A 466-nucleotide genomic window follows, 5' to 3' on the forward strand; every position below is an offset into this window, starting at 1 on the left:
GGTCACACCCGTTCCCATCCCGAACACGGAAGTTAAGCTCTCCAGCGCCGATGGTAGTTGGCGGGACACCGCCTGCGAGAGTAGGACGTTGCCGGGCAAGATTATTCCGCAGTAGCTCAGTGGTAGAGCACTCGGCTGTTAACCGAGCGGTCGTAGGTTCGAATCCTACCTGCGGAGCCATTTACGGAGAGCTGTCCGAGTGGTCGAAGGAGCACGATTGGAAATCGTGTAGACGTGATGAGCGTCTCAAGGGTTCGAATCCCTTGCTCTCCGCCAGCCACTTAGGAAATGATATATGGCCCGTTGGTCAAGTGGTTAAGACACCGCCCTTTCACGGCGGTAACACGGGTTCGAATCCCGTACGGGTCATCTTTTGGAGGATTAGCTCAGCTGGGAGAGCACTTGCCTTACAAGCAAGGGGTCGGCGGTTCGATCCCGTCATCCTCCACCATATGTTATTATCGCG

The 466-nt window shown here is 55.8% G+C and carries 4 tRNA genes and 1 rRNA gene; all 5 read left to right on the top strand.

The features are described from left to right. Positions 1 to 97, top strand: a 5S ribosomal RNA gene (rrf, locus tag EKC99_RS15505); the annotation flags it as partial. 8 nt (positions 98 to 105) lie between these two features. Further along, positions 106 to 180 (top strand) — tRNA-Asn (locus tag EKC99_RS15510). Between the two features lie 5 nt (positions 181 to 185). Continuing rightward, positions 186 to 276, top strand: a tRNA-Ser gene (locus EKC99_RS15515). A gap of 21 nt (positions 277 to 297) precedes the next feature. Next, positions 298 to 369, top strand: a tRNA-Glu gene (locus EKC99_RS15520). A 6-nt stretch (positions 370 to 375) separates the two neighbouring features. Further along, positions 376 to 451 (top strand) — tRNA-Val (locus EKC99_RS15525). The last annotated feature ends 15 nt before the right edge of the window (positions 452 to 466 follow it).

This window comes from Anoxybacillus sp. MB8, assembly GCF_011006755.1.
GTDB lineage: Bacteria > Bacillota > Bacilli > Bacillales > Anoxybacillaceae > Anoxybacillus > Anoxybacillus gonensis.